Origin of the sequence: Bradyrhizobium sp. USDA 336, from assembly GCF_044908355.1 — a bacterium.
Classification (GTDB): domain Bacteria; phylum Pseudomonadota; class Alphaproteobacteria; order Rhizobiales; family Xanthobacteraceae; genus Bradyrhizobium; species Bradyrhizobium yuanmingense.
Genome location: NZ_JBIYDC010000002.1, coordinates 5,522,931 through 5,535,880, shown reverse-complemented (window position 1 = coordinate 5,535,880; position 12,950 = coordinate 5,522,931). Strand labels below are relative to the sequence as shown.

The 12,950-nt window shown below is 65.6% G+C and carries 10 protein-coding genes and 1 pseudogene; 1 reads left to right on the top strand and 10 read right to left on the bottom strand.

The window, feature by feature from the left end; all coding sequences use genetic code 11:
* Positions 1 to 7: 7 nt before the first annotated feature.
* From ABIA45_RS26955 to proB, 8 genes and pseudogenes are all read right to left on the bottom strand, one after another.
* Positions 8 to 1,231: a divergent polysaccharide deacetylase family protein gene (locus tag ABIA45_RS26955; RefSeq protein WP_404654428.1), complete on the bottom strand. Its 1,224-nt coding sequence runs from the start codon at positions 1,229 to 1,231 to the stop codon at positions 8 to 10.
* A 146-nt stretch (positions 1,232 to 1,377) separates the two neighbouring features.
* Positions 1,378 to 2,739: a S41 family peptidase gene (locus ABIA45_RS26950; RefSeq protein WP_157286473.1), complete on the bottom strand. Its 1,362-nt coding sequence runs from the start codon at positions 2,737 to 2,739 to the stop codon at positions 1,378 to 1,380.
* Positions 2,736 to 4,112, bottom strand: coding sequence for a murein hydrolase activator EnvC family protein (locus ABIA45_RS26945; RefSeq protein WP_404655760.1), 1,377 nt, complete (start codon positions 4,110 to 4,112; stop codon positions 2,736 to 2,738). Before ABIA45_RS26945 ends, ABIA45_RS26950 begins: the two co-directional genes overlap by 4 nt.
* Positions 4,113 to 4,144: 32 nt before the next feature.
* On the bottom strand, positions 4,145 to 4,627 hold the full coding sequence (gene rlmH, locus ABIA45_RS26940; RefSeq protein ID WP_404654427.1) for a 23S rRNA (pseudouridine(1915)-N(3))-methyltransferase RlmH: 483 nt from the start codon (positions 4,625 to 4,627) through the stop codon (positions 4,145 to 4,147).
* Positions 4,628 to 4,718: 91 nt separating this feature from the next.
* Positions 4,719 to 5,075 (bottom strand): ribosome silencing factor, encoded by a 357-nt coding sequence (gene rsfS, locus ABIA45_RS26935; RefSeq protein ID WP_128265207.1) that lies wholly within the window; start codon positions 5,073 to 5,075, stop codon positions 4,719 to 4,721.
* A 209-nt stretch (positions 5,076 to 5,284) separates the two neighbouring features.
* Entirely contained in the window at positions 5,285 to 5,929 is a 645-nt protein-coding gene (locus ABIA45_RS26930; protein ID WP_404654426.1) for a nicotinate-nucleotide adenylyltransferase, read from the bottom strand.
* 19 nt (positions 5,930 to 5,948) lie between these two features.
* Positions 5,949 to 7,245, bottom strand: a pseudogene (locus tag ABIA45_RS26925) (glutamate-5-semialdehyde dehydrogenase).
* Positions 7,246 to 7,492: 247 nt separating this feature from the next.
* A complete protein-coding gene (gene proB, locus ABIA45_RS26920; protein ID WP_404654425.1) occupies positions 7,493 to 8,614 on the bottom strand; it encodes a glutamate 5-kinase in 1,122 nt (373 codons plus the stop codon).
* 189 nt (positions 8,615 to 8,803) lie between these two features.
* On the opposite strand from proB, the gene ABIA45_RS26915 reads away from it, so the two are divergent.
* Entirely contained in the window at positions 8,804 to 9,769 is a 966-nt protein-coding gene (locus tag ABIA45_RS26915; RefSeq protein WP_275503037.1) for a Bug family tripartite tricarboxylate transporter substrate binding protein, read from the top strand.
* 164 nt (positions 9,770 to 9,933) lie between these two features.
* Here the strand turns inward: ABIA45_RS26915 and ABIA45_RS26910 are convergent, their stop codons facing one another.
* The gene (locus tag ABIA45_RS26910; RefSeq protein ID WP_404654424.1) at positions 9,934 to 11,568 is read right to left on the bottom strand and encodes an alkaline phosphatase family protein; all 1,635 of its coding nucleotides are present in this window, start codon (positions 11,566 to 11,568) and stop codon (positions 9,934 to 9,936) included.
* 286 nt (positions 11,569 to 11,854) lie between these two features.
* Positions 11,855 to 12,895, bottom strand: a complete 1,041-nt coding sequence (gene obgE / locus ABIA45_RS26905) for a GTPase ObgE (protein ID WP_057026545.1) — start codon at positions 12,893 to 12,895, stop codon at positions 11,855 to 11,857.
* Positions 12,896 to 12,950 lie beyond the last annotated feature (55 nt).

Genomic DNA, 12,950 nt, shown 5'->3' with positions numbered 1-12,950 from the left:
CGTTGATTTAGCTGGATTTTGATTTCAGCATCGCGGTTGTCAATGGCACCAAAAGGATACCTCGGTCGCCCAATGTCTTGGTCCAGGCGCTGATGCGCTCGATCGAGACGGGCAAGGCGGAGGCCGTGCCGACGGCGATGCCGCGCTCGCGCGCCGCCGATTCCAGCTTGTTGAGGGCGCGGTCGATCTCGGTCGCCGTCGGCACCGCGTCGATGGCGATATCGCCCTTGCCGAACGGCACGGCCTGATTGGCCGCGGCCTGGGGCGCGATGCTGCGGGGCGAGGAGCCGTCGTCGAAGAAGCCGAGGCCGCGCTTGGCCGCCTCGCGGATGATCGGCTGCATCGCCGGCTCCGTGGCGATGAAGCGGGCGCCCATGAAATTGGTGAGACCGGCATAGCCCTGCATCCGGCTGAGGTGCCAGTACAGGCGGTCCATGTTCTGGTCGGGGCTGAGCGAGGTCAGCAGCGTCTGCGGCCCCGGATCGTTGTCGGGGAAGTCGTAGGGCTCCATCGGGATCTGGAGGAAGATCTCGTGGCGCTGCGCCCGCGCCCGCTCGGCGAGCTTGCCGGGGTCGGAGCCGTAGGGCGTGAAGGCCAGCGTCACCGCCGGCGGCAGCTTCATGATGGCGTCCAGGGTCTTGGCGGCGCCGACGCCGAGGCCGCCGATCACGATCGCGACCACCGGCATCTTGGCGGCCTTGGCGCGGTCGGCGTCCGCCGCATAGACGTTGAACGGCCTCAGCCCATCGGCGACCACCGGGATCATGCCGTAGCGCGATTTCTCCAGCAGCTTCGGATTGATCCCGGTCATGACGGGCGGCGGGGCGGATGCAGCCTCGCCCTTGTCCGCAGCATCGCCCCCGCCGATCACCACGTCGCGGCGGGCGCCGGTGGAGCCGTCGATCATGGTGATGGTCTTCTGCTCGCCGGGCGCGGCCTGCTTCGGCGCTTCCTTGGTCTCGTGCTTACCCTCCGGCTTGCTCTCTGCGCCGTGGCCGGATGCGGCCGGTTTCTCGTCCGTGGCAGTGGGAGCGCGGATCGCGAGCCTGGCCATCGGCTCACCGCCGAGCGGGTCCTTGTTGAAGATGGCGAAGCCGGCAAAGGTAACCAGGAACAGGCCGAGCAGAACAGCCAGCAGCTGCATAGACGTGAACGGCAGCCGCAGCCGGCGTTTGCGGCGCGGCTTATCCTGTCCGAGCGGGGCGCTCAGATCATCCGCCGTTTCAGTCATGCGCGATCCCGAATCACTCCAGCCGACGATACCACGCCGAGGTCAAGCGGCGGCAGGCCGGGATAGGCCGGAGGCAGCAGCAGTTCCCAAGCAAAAAGGGCGGCTTCAGGAAGCCGCCCTTTCGCTGGATCGCGTGATACGCCGACCTAGTTCGCCGCTTTGGCCTTGTCGGTCGCCGCCTTGTTGTCGCCGCCCGGGGTCGGCGCGGCGGAGGCGCTGTTCTTGATGCCGTGGAGCAGGTCGCCGGCGAGCTTGAGCGCCTTGTCGTCCTTGGCGTCCGGCGGGACGTAGGACTGCGAGCCCGTCTTCTCGTCGCCGTCGTTCTTCAGGTGGCCGCGCAGCGAAGCCTCGCCCTTGGTGTCGGTGCGCGACTTCAGCTCGTCCGGCACGTCCTGGAGCACTTCGATATCGGGCACGATGCCCTTGGCCTGGATCGACTTGCCCGACGGCGTGTAATAGCGCGCGGTGGTCAGCCGCAGCGCGCCGTTGCCGCTGCCGAGCGGAATGATGGTCTGCACCGAGCCCTTGCCGAACGAGCGCGTGCCGACGATGGTTGCGCGCTTGTGGTCCTGCAGCGCGCCGGCGACGATTTCCGACGCCGAGGCCGAGCCGCCATTGACCAGCACGATGACCGGCCTGCCCTTGGTCAGGTCGCCCGCATGCGCGGCGCGGCGCTGGGTCTCCTCGGCATTGCGGCCGCGGGTCGAGACGATCTCGCCCTTCTCGAGGAACGAGTCGGAGACGGTGACCGCTTCCTCGAGCAGGCCGCCCGGATTGTTGCGGAGGTCGATGATGAAGCCCTTGAGCTTGTCGCCGCCGATCTGGTTCGTGAGGTTGCCGATCTCGCGCTTCAGGCCTTCGGTGGTCTGCTCGTTGAAGGTGGTGATGCGGATATAGCCGATGTCGTCCTGCTCGACGCGCGCGCGCACCGAGCGGACGCGGATATTGTCGCGCACCAGCGTGACGTCGAGCGGGTTGTCCTGGCCCTTGCGGATGATCTTGAGCTTGATCTTGGTGTTGACAGGACCGCGCATCTTCTCGACCGCCTGGTTCAGCGTCAGGCCCTGCACCGCCTCGTCGTCGAGATTGGTGATGATGTCGTTGGCCATGATGCCGGCGCGCGAGGCGGGCGTGTCGTCGATCGGCGAGACCACCTTGATCAGGCCGTCTTCCATCGTGACCTCGATGCCGAGCCCGCCGAATTCGCCGCGGGTCTGCACCTGCATGTCGCGGAAGCTCTTCGCGTCCATGTAGCTCGAGTGCGGATCGAGGCCGGTAAGCATGCCGCTAATGGCGGACTCGATCAGCTTGGTGTCATCGGGCTTCTCGACATAGTCGGAGCGCACGCGCTCGAACACGTCGCCGAACAGGTTGAGCTGGCGATAGGTGTCCGCGGTGGCGGCTCGCGCGCTGGAGCCCATGAACACCGCGCGCGGCTGGGTCACGAACAGCGTCAGCGCCGCACCGGTTGCGGCGCTGAGGAGGATTACTGAAGTCTTGCGCATCATCCGCGAACCTTCTCGCCTTCATTTGCGGCCCACCATGGGCCTGGATCGATTGGAGTGCCGTCTTTACGGAACTCGACATACAGCACAGGTTGACTCGCGTTCGTGGCGAGAATGGAGGCGACCTGAGAGGTCGACCCCATGGTCGCGACCGGCTCCCCCGTGAGCACAAACTGCCCGATGTTGACCGAAATGCGCTCCATTCCGGCGATCAGGACATGATACCCGCCCCCGGCGTTTAGGATCAAGAGTTGTCCATAGCTGCGGAATGGGCCGGCATACACAACCCAGCCATCACACGGCGTCGTGACCTGGGCGCCGGGCTTGGTCGCCAGCGAAATGCCCTTCTGGACGCCGCCGACCCCGTCGGAACCGCCAAAGTCCCTGATCTTGTTACCGTTAACCGGAAACGGCAGGAGACCCTTGGCCGAAGCGAAGGCGATCGCCGGGGTGGTGCGGGACTTGTCCTTGAACGCGCCCGGGCCCTGTTTGGCGCTGGCGGCCGCGTTTGCCGCCGCCAATTTGGCCTCCTTGGCCTCGGCCTGCCTTGCGGCCTCGGCGGCCTTCTCGGCTGCCTTGGCGGCGGTTTGCAGGTCCTGCTCCATCTTGGCGATCAGCCCCTGGAGATCGCCGACCTGCCTTGACAGCGCGATCGCGCGCGCGCTTTCGGCATCGAGGTCTTTTTCCCGTGCGGACTGCTGGCGCTGCCGTTCCTCGATCAGGGCGGTGAGCCGGGTCTGGTCGCTCCTGACCTTGTCGCGGTCGGAGGCGAGCTGATCGCGCTCGGTTGCTATGGTCTTGCGCAAGGCCACGAGCTCGCCGAGCTCGCTTGCGATCTTCTCGGCGCGGCCGCGCAATTCCGGCACGACGGCGCCGAGCAGCATCGCGGTGCGCAAGGATTGCAGCGCATCTTCGGGCCGCACCAGCAGCGCCGGCGGCGTGCGCCGGCCGGCGCGCTGCAAGGCCGCCAGCACCTCGACGATGTCGGCACGGCGCGAATCCAGCGAAGCGCGCATCTGCTGCTCGCGGCCGTTCAGCGTTCGCAGCCGCGCCTCGGCCTCGTCGATCTTGGTTTCCACGGCGCGCACATTGGCGGCGGTGTCGATCAGCTGCTGATTGAGCTGGGTGCGGTCCTGGCCGAGCGCAGTGATCTCGGCCTTCAGCTTGGCCTGCGCTTCTTCCGCGCTTCGTTGCCTCGCGCGCGCGGCCTCCAGCTCCTGCTCGCGCTGCTTGATCGCGTCGGGCGAGACCGCAGCAGTCTGCGGCGGCGCAACTGTCTGACCTTGCGTCTGAGCTTGCGCGAGGCTTTCTTCGGCGAAGAGGCTTGCGCCGGCAAGACCGGTGATCAGCAGCAGGTTGAGGAGCGGCGCTCGCATCGTGTCGGCAAAGGTGCTCGTTGTGGCGCGCATCACGCGCGGTGATAGGGATGGCCGGCCAGGATGGTGGCGGCCCGATACAGCTGTTCCAGAAGCATGACGCGGATCATTTGGTGCGGCCAGGTCGCAGAGCCGAACGCGATCGCGAGCTTGGCCTTACGGCGCAATTCGGGCGAAAGTCCGTCCGCCCCTCCGATCACGAAGATAGTATGTCCGGCACCTTCGTCGCGCCAGCGCGCCAGATACCGTGCGAATACGGTGGAATCGAGATTCTGGCCACGCTCGTCCAGCGCCACCAGGACCGCCTTGTCAGGTATATGCGCCGAGATCGCCGCGGCCTCTTCGGCCATCCGAGTCGCCGCATCGCGTGCGCGGCTTTCGGGAATTTCGTGGATGCCGAGTTCGCGGAATCCAAGCTTGCGGCCGGCCTCCTCGAACCGCTCGAAATAGCGGTCTGCAAGCTCCCGTTCGGGGCCCTGCTTCAGCCGGCCCACCGCAATGACAGCAACACGCATGGTTCTTGAGTCGCGTTGACGAGACCGCGCGCAACAAGCGCGCGCACGACGCTAGCATGCGCGTCAGCCGATTCGAAATCGGCCTTCGAGCCTAGATCGCCTTCGCCGCCCCTGGGCCCTGCGTGTACAACCTCTCGAGGTTGTAGAACTCGCGGACCTCGGGTCTGAACACGTGCACGATCACGTCGCCGGAATCGATCAGCACCCAGTCGCAATTGGGCAAGCCCTCGACATGGATGGTCTTGATGCCGTTTTCCTTGAGGCTCTTGGTGACGTTTTCCGCGATCGCGCCGACGTGCCGGTTCACCCGGCCGGTGGTGACGATCATGTAGTCGGAGTACGCCGATTTGCCGCGAAGGTCGATGGTGACCGTCTCTTCCGCCTTCATGTCCTCGAGGCGGGAGAGGATCAGGCTCAGCGTCTTGTCGGCGTCGGGTTGCGCCTTCAAGGCCGCAGCTTTGGTCGATGTTTTACGCGTAGGCTTGGCAACCTTGGGTAAAACAGGCTTGGACAATACAGATGCGGTCAGGGACCATTCCTTTCACTGTATCGCGAACGCCGAATCCGGGCGCCCACTGGCTACACTACATCATGTGGGGTTAAGGGTTTCAATATGCCAGAGAGACCGAAATCCCCACCAAGTCCGCACACTTCGTCTCACTTCGTACCTTTCCAGCTCCCGTCCGGGTTCCGTAGGCCGGTCGAGGAGAGATTCAGCTTCAATCCGGTCAGGAACACCCAGGCCGGTGCTGGCCGATCCGCAAGCTGGACGGCCTTGTTCTCGGGCAGACGGTAGCGCGATAACGCCTGGGCTGCGGGCGAGCCGAGCGCGCGAAAACTCTGCGGGGGGCGATCGATCACTGCCATCGGCACCTGGGCGGCGATGCGCCGCCAGTCCTGCCAACGATGGAATTGAGCGAGATTGTCGGCGCCCATGATCCAGACGAAGCGCAAGCCAGGGAAGCGGCGGCGCAAGGTGTTGATCGTGTCGATAGTATAGCGGGTGCGAATGACGGATTCGAGACAGCTCACCTCGATACGCGGATCATCGGCGACCTCGCGCGCGGCCTGCATGCGCTCGCCGAGCTCGTGCAGCGTGCCGTTCTCCTTGAGCGGATTGCCTGGCGTGACCAGCCACCAGACGCGATCGAGCTGCAATCGCTTCAGCGCGAAGCGGCTGATCGCGCGGTGCGCCTGATGCGGCGGGTTGAACGAGCCGCCGAGCAGGCCGATGCGCATGCCCGGCACCGAGGGCGGAACCGCTTGCGCCACGAAGCGCGGCACGACGAGATTGTTGCTCAATGCCCGCGCCCCGCGACGTCTACGGCCGGGTCTGTCCGGTGCCGCGGACGCGATATTTGAAGCTCGTCAACTGCTCGGCGCCGACCGGCCCGCGGGCGTGGAAGCGGCCGGTGGCGATCCCGATCTCGGCGCCGAAACCGAACTCGCCGCCATCGGCAAACTGCGTCGAGGCGTTGTGCAGCACGATCGCGGAATCGACCTCGCTCAGGAACTTGTTGGCCGCAGCCTCATCCGCGCTCACAATAGCATCGGTGTGATGCGAGCCGTGGTCCTGGATGTGCGCGATCGCGCCGTCGACGCCGTCCACCACCTTCGCCGCGATGATCGCGTCGAGGTATTCGGTGTCCCAATCCTCGTCGCTCGCCGGCTTGACGCGCGCATCGGCCTTCTGCACGGCCTCGTCGCCGCGGATCTCGCAGCCGGCATCGAGCAGCATCTCGACCAGCGGTTTCAGGCTCGATGCAACGGCGGCACGATCGACCAGCAGCGTCTCGGCCGCGCCGCAGACGCCGGTGCGTCGCATCTTGGCATTGAGCACGATCGACTTCGCCATGGCGAGGTCGGCGCTGCCGTCGATATAGACGTGGTTGACGCCTTCGAGATGCGCGAAGACAGGCACGCGCGCTTCCTGCTCGACGCGCGCGACGAGGCTCTTGCCGCCGCGCGGCACGATGACGTCGATGGCGCCGCTCAGGCCCGACAGCATCATGCCGACCGCGGCGCGGTCGCGGGTCGGCACCAGCGTGATCGCAGCTTCCGGCAGGCCGGCTTCCCGCAGGCCCTGCACCAGGCAGTCATGGATGGCGCGGCACGAACGAAAACTGTCGGAGCCGCCGCGCAGGATCACGGCATTGCCCGACTTCAGGCACAGCACGCCGGCATCGGCAGCGACATTGGGTCGGCTCTCGAAGATCACGCCCGACGACGCCGAGCGGCACGCGCACGCGCTCGATGGACATGCCGTTCGGCCGCTGCCAGCGCTCGGTGACGACGCCGATGGGATCGGCGATGCCGCGCACGATGCCGATGCCTTCGGCCATGCCCTCGATGCGCGCCGGCGTCAGCGTCAGGCGGTCGATGAAGGAGGAGGTCATGTTGCCGGAGGCGCGGGCCTCCGCGACATCCTCGGCATTGGCGGCAAGAATCGCGGCCGAGTTGGCGCGGATTGCCCGCTCCATCGCCTCGAGCGCCCGGTTCTTCTGCTCCGGCGGCGCCAGCGCCAGCACGCGCGCGGCAGCGCGGGCACGGGTTCCGAGATCGGACATCAGCGCCTGAAGATCGGCGTTGCCGTCTACGGCTTTGAGGGGGGCGGCCATGGGGTCAAAACCTTCTGCTAAGGCGGTGTCCTAGCACGGAAATCCTGCTTCTGCGAAGGGCAGGAAGGGTATGGCTGGGGTTCGGTTGCTGGGCCAGCTGAGCCACTGGCCTATCTCCGGCGTCATGGCCGGGCTTGACCCGGCCATCCACGTCTTGGTCGCCCCGAAAGAACGTGGATGCCCGGGCATAGGCGAGCGGAAGCGAAGCCGTTCTTCGAACGGCTATGCCCGGGCATGACGAAAAAACCTATCCGCCCACCACCAGATCATCCCGATGGATCATCTCGGCGCGCCCGCTGATGCCGAGGATGGTCATCACATCAGGGGAGGAGCGGCCCTTGATCCGCTCGGCATCATCGACGTCATAGGCGATCAGGCCGCGGCCGACCTCGCTGCCGTCGGGGCCGCGCACGATCACGGCATCGCCGCGGGCGAATTGGCCCTCGACCTTGATCACACCGGCCGGCAGCAGGCTGGCCCCGGCCCGTAGCGCGGTCACGGCGCCGGCATCGATCGTCAGCGTACCCTTCGGCTCCAGCGTGCCCGCGATCCAGCGCTTTCGCGAGGTGATGGGATTGGCCGGCGTCAGGAACCAGGTGCAGCGGCCGCCATCGGCGATCGCCTGCAAGGGATGCTCGATCTTGCCGGAGGCGATCAGCATATGCGTGCCGCCGGTCGTCGCAATCTTGGCAGCCTCGACCTTGGTACGCATGCCGCCACGCGACAGCTCGGACTCGGCATCACCCGCCACCGCCTCGATCTCCGATGAGATGCTGTCGACGACGGGAATGAGCTTTGCGTTCGGATTGTTCTTCGGCGGGGCATCGTAGAGCCCGTCGATGTCGGACAGCAGCACCAGCAGGTCGGCGCTCGCCATGGTCGCGACGCGCGCGGCGAGGCGATCATTGTCGCCGTAGCGGATCTCGGTGGTCGCCACCGTGTCGTTCTCATTGATCACGGGGATCGCGCGCCATTCCAGCAGCTTGCCGATGGTGGAGCGCGCATTGAGATAGCGGCGGCGCTCCTCGGTGTCCTGCAGCGTCACCAGGATCTGGCCGGCGCCGATACCGTGGGCGCCAAGCACCTCCGACCAGATTCGCGCCAGCGCGATCTGACCGACCGCGGCCGCGGCCTGGCTCTCTTCCAGCTTCAGCGGGCCGCGCGGCAATTTGAGCCGGCTGCGGCCGAGCGCGATCGAGCCGGAGGACACCACGAGGACGTCGCGCCCTTCCTGGTGCAGCTTGGCCATGTCGTCGGCGAGCGCGGCGAGCCAGGACGCCCGCACCTCGCCCCTGTCGGAATCGACCAGCAGCGCTGAGCCGACCTTGACGACGATGCGGCGGAATTGACTGAGTTCGGGGCTGGCCATGTCTCTCTGTGCTGGCGCTGGATGCGAATGACGGCGGAGCGACAGGCGGCGCCGATGAGCCCTGCTTTTGCAGCAGGACGGTGACCGGCGCAAGGCAGCCGGGATGGTAAACGGCGCATGTCGACCTTGTGTCAGCCGTCCATCTGGCTCTAATGGCGGCAACGATAAACGGGCCGAAAGAGGAAACGAATGGATCGCCGCAAATTCATGGCCGGATGCCTCGGCCTGCCGCTGTTCGCGCAGGCGGGTGGTGCGCGGGCGCAGGCCGGGCTGACGAAGATCATCTTCCCGTTTGCGGCCGGAGCCGGCGGCGACACGCTGTGCCGGCTGCTCGCGCAGGAGATGGCCCCGCTGCTGCAGCGGACCGTCGTGGTCGAGAACCGCACCGGCGGCGACGGCCTGATCGGCATCAAGGCGGTGAAAGGCGCGAGCCCCGACGGCAGCATGGTGCTGGTGACGACAGGGCCGACCATGTATCTGCTGCCAATGGTGGAGGCGACGCCGAGCTTCGACACGGCCAAGGATTTCCTGCCGGTGTCGCTGCTGGCGCGCTTCGAGTTTGCGCTCGTGATCGGCCCGGGCATTGATGCTGCCGATTTCAAAGCGTTCGTAGCGTGGCTGAAATCGCATCCGGACAAGACCTCGTTCGGAGTGCCGAGCAACGGCACCATTCCGCATTTCACCGGCTCCAAGCTCGAGAAGGATCTCGGCATTCCCCTGACCCGCGTGCCCTATCGCGGTAGCGCGCCGATCCTCAACGATCTCGTCGGCGGCCATATCTCGTTCGGCATCACGACACTGGCGGACGCGCTGCCGCAACATCGCGCCAAGGGCGTGAAAATCATCGCGGTCGCGAGCGCGGAACGTTCACCCTTCGCGCCTGACGTGCCCACGCTGAAGGAGAGCGGCATCGATCTCGTTGCCGACGCCTGGTACGGCATGTGGCTTCCCGCCGGCAGCCCGCCGGAGTTTGCGAGCAAGCTCGGGGCGGCGGCGAGCGCGGCGCTTGCCAAGCCGGAGGTGAAGGAGAAGTTGACGGCGATCGGGCTGATTCCGATCGGCAGCAATGCGGATGGATTGACGAAGGAGCTCGCCGCGAACATCGCGTTGTGGCAGCCGATCGTGAAGGCGACGGGCTACAAGATCACGAATTGAAGGCTGCCTCTTCTCCCTCTCCCCGTTCTTACGGGGAGAGGGTTGGGGTGAGGGGCTGTCTCCGTGAAACCGCTGGCAATTGGACTCGCGGAGAGTCCCCCTCACCCGGAATTTGCTCTCGCAAATTCCGGCCTCTCCCCGCAAGCGGGGAGAGGCGAAGTGCTTCACATCTTCGCGCGCTGGGCGATGCCGTCCTTGATCGCCGCAAGCTCTTTCTCGTCCCAGATGCCGATCAAGACCCCACCCTTCACCTGGAGCTGATTATCCGCATAGGCGGCGATCTTCTCGCGCGGCGTGGTGATGTGATCGTTCGGATGCAGCGCCCACTCGAACAATTCGGCCTGGAGCCGTGCGATAATGCCGGCGCATTCCGGATCGTCGCCGCGATCGACGTACTCCTCCGGATCGGTTTCGAGATCGTACAGCATCGGGCGGAAGCCGGAGGCGTGGATGTATTTCCAGCGGCCGTCGAACACCATGAACAGGCGGCAGCGCTCGATCGGCTGGTTCAGCTTCAGCCGCACGTCCTGCATGGAATAGTCGTATTCGGAGAACGCCACCTTGCGCCAATCTGATGGCGTGGGCCCGCGCAGCAGCGGCAGCAGCGAACGTCCTTCGAGAATGTGGCCCGGCACCTTGCCGCCGAAATAATCGACGAAGGTCGGCGCGAGATCGATTGCCTCGACCAGCGCGTCGCTGCGTGTGCCGCGCGTGGCGTCGGCTTCCCTGGAGGGATCAATGATGATCAGCGGGATCTTCGCCGATTGTTCGTGGAACAGGTCCTTCTCGCCCATCCAGTGATCGCCGAGATAGTCGCCATGATCGGAGGTGAACACGATCATGGTCGTGTCCAGGAGATCGCGGTCCTCCAGGAACTTCATCAGCACGCCCATCTGATCGTCGATCTGCGTGATCAGGCCCATATAGGTCGGGATCACCTTCTCGCGGGCCTCATCGCGCGCCATGTTGCGGGAGTAGCGCATGTCCATGTAGGCGCCGAACACCGGATGCGGATTCTGCCGTTCGCGCTCCGAGCGGATCACCGGGATCATGTCATCCGTCGAATACATGCTGGCATAGGGCTCCGGCGCGATATAGGGCCAGTGCGGCTTGATGTAGGACAGATGCAGGCACCACGGCCGGCCGTCGGTCTCGGCCTCGCTGATGAAGTCCATCGCGCGCCGCGTCATGTAGGGCGTCTCGGAATGCTCTTCTGGCACGCGCGCGACCTTGTCGGCGTGCACCAGCAGCCAGCCGTTCTGCAAGCTGCCATCCTCGGCAGCGCCGGAATTGGCCCAATGCTCCCAGGGGTTGGCGGCTTCAAAGCCGTGCTTTCGCAGATATTCGTCGTATTTCGGCCGCGGCCGTCCGGTCGGGTGCAGGCCGTCGTCACGCTCATATGGCTCGAAGCCGCATTCGGCGACATGCACGCCGATCACCGATTCCGGAGGAATGCCGAGCGCCTTCATGCCTTCGATATCAGGGGCCATGTGGGTCTTGCCGACCAGCACGTTGCGCACGCCGATCTTCTTGAGGTGATCGCCGAGTGTCGGCTCGCCGACCCGCAGCGGCCAGCCGTTCCAGTGCGAGCCGTGCGAGCGCATGTAGCGGCCGGTGTAGAACGACATCCGCGACGGGCCGCAGATCGGCGATTGCACATAGGCCTTACTGAACAGCACGCCGCGCCTGGCCATGGCGTCGATGTTCGGTGTCTTCAGCGTGGGATGACCGGTGCAGCCGAGATAATCGTAGCGAAGCTGGTCGCACATGATCCAGAGAACGTTCTTCGCGCGCGCCATGCCTTGCCCTTTCCGCACATTCGCCGTTCGATGCTGCGATATAGAAGCGGCGATGACAACCTCTCCCGTAGCAGGGCTATCGCATATGGGATGTGGCTATGGGCACCGACTATCCCCACAGCGTCATGGCCGGGCTTGTCCCGGCCATCCACGCCTTTCCACGCAGCACAAAGAACGTGGATGCGCGGGACAAGCCCGGGCATGACGACCTCTGCAACATTCAAATGCGATTGCCCTGCTACGGGAGAGGTGTCAGGATTGGCGCTGCGTTGTCACATTATCCGAATCAAGCCGACCACGGCTCCGCTTCGGCCGCGCTCTTGGCCTTGGCGGAGACCGGGCTTTCGCCGATCACATCGGCCAGCGCGCGCAACGCCTCCTTGACGCCCTGGCCGGTGGCGCCCGACAGCAGCAGCGGCGTCTTCTTCGCGGCGCGCTTCAGCCGGTCCTTCTGCTTCTTCAGCTCGTCCGGCTCGACCGCGTCGATCTTGTTCAGCGCGACGATCTCGATCTTGTCGGTGAGCTGGCCGCCATAGGCGTCGAGCTCCTTGCGCACGGTCTTGTAGGCCTTGCCGGCATGCTCGCAGGTGGCGTCGATCAGGTGCAGCAGCACGCGGCAGCGCTCGACATGGCCGAGGAAGCGGTCGCCGAGGCCGGTGCCTTCATGCGCGCCTTCGATCAGGCCGGGAATGTCGGCGAGCACGAACTCGCGGCCGTCGGCATTCACGACGCCGAGCTGCGGATGCAGCGTGGTGAAGGGATAGTCGGCGATCTTCGGCCGCGCTGCGCTGACCTTGGAGAGGAAGGTCGATTTGCCGGCGTTGGGCATGCCGACGAGGCCGGCATCGGCAATCAGTTTCAGCCGCAGCCAGATCCAGCGCTCCTCGCCGGGCTGGCCGGGATTGGCGTTGCGCGGCGCGCGGTTGGTCGAGGACTTGAAATGCGCATTGCCGAAGCCGCCATTGCCGCCTTCGGCCAGCACGAATTTCTCGCCGACCTTGGTGAAGTCGTGGATCAGCGTCTCGCGGTCCTCGTCGAAGATCTGCGTGCCCACGGGAACCTTCAGCACGATATTCTTGCCGTTGGCGCCGTGACGGTCCGAGCCCATGCCGTTCTCGCCCTTCTGGGCCTTGAAGTGCTGCTGGTAGCGGTAGTCGATCAGCGTGTTGAGGCCGTCGGCGACCTCGATGATGACGTTGCCGCCGCGGCCGCCATTGCCGCCGGAGGGACCGCCGAATTCGATGAACTTCTCGCGGCGGAACGCCACGCAGCCGTTCCCGCCGTCACCGGAGCGGATATAGACCTTTGCTTCGTCGAGGAATTTCATGGGCCATAGGTAGGCCAGCCGGCCCCCTGCGGCAACCCGGATCGGTCCGCAAATC